Genomic DNA, 899 nt, shown 5'->3' with positions numbered 1-899 from the left:
TGACCAACACCTTGATTTACAATTGGATGCACTAACAAACTGCGGTTGTGAAAAAATCTTTCAAGAGAAAATATCTTCAGTAAAAGACAAACGTCCTCAACTGGAAAACTGTCTTCAAGCGTTGCGAAATGGTGATACGCTATACATCTGGCGACTTGATAGACTGGGTCGTAGTCTTAAAGATTTAATCACTATCGTCAATCAACTGCAAGAAATTGGCTGTGAGCTAGTTTCCATCAAAGAAAGCATTGATACCAGTACCACATCAGGCAAACTCACCTTTCACTTGTTTGCATCCCTTGCTGAATTTGAGCGAGAGTTGATTCGAGAACGTACCCAAGCAGGTTTAAGCTCAGCTCGTGCTCGGGGTCGCTTAGGCGGACGACCTGAAAAACTCACCGATGATGTAAATCAAATGATTCGCCAGCTGATGAGCGACCGTCATACCTCAGCGACTAATATTGCCAAACATTTTGGGGTCAGTCGAGCCACAATCTATAAAGTTGCCAAAGGTGTGAAATTCATCAATTAATCATTTTAGCAAAGGTTGTTTGCTATGCCCCGTCGCTCCATTTTATCTGCTAGTGAAAAACAATCACTCATTGCTCTACCTGACAATCAAGCAGAATTTATTCGTTGTTACAGCTTAAGCGAAGCGGATATATCTATCATCAAACAACGTCGTGGCGATGCGAACAGACTGGGGTTTGCTATCCAGCTTTGTTATATGCGGTATCCTGGGATAGTATTAGGACCTAATGAATCCCCAGATTCAGACTTGCTAAATTTTACCAGTCAGCAATTAGGCATTACTCAAGATAGCTGGAATGATTATAGTTTTAGAGAAAAAACCAGAAGAGAGCACATTTTAGAGTTACAGCAATTATTTGGCTTTATCA

At 41.0% G+C, this 899-nt stretch carries 2 protein-coding genes; both read left to right on the top strand.

From position 1 onward, the window contains the following. Window positions 1–532, top strand: a 532-nt coding sequence (locus M3175_RS25725) for a recombinase family protein (RefSeq protein ID WP_251524453.1), incomplete at its 5' end; no start/stop codon positions are given. A 24-nt stretch (window positions 533–556) separates the two neighbouring features. Beyond that, a partial coding sequence (locus tag M3175_RS25720; protein WP_251524450.1) for a DUF4158 domain-containing protein occupies window positions 557–899 on the top strand: 343 nt, incomplete at its 3' end.

The organism is Robertmurraya korlensis (genome assembly GCF_023715225.1).
Lineage (GTDB): Bacteria > Bacillota > Bacilli > Bacillales > Cytobacillaceae > Robertmurraya_A.
This window is presented reverse-complemented; position numbering and strand designations above follow the sequence as displayed.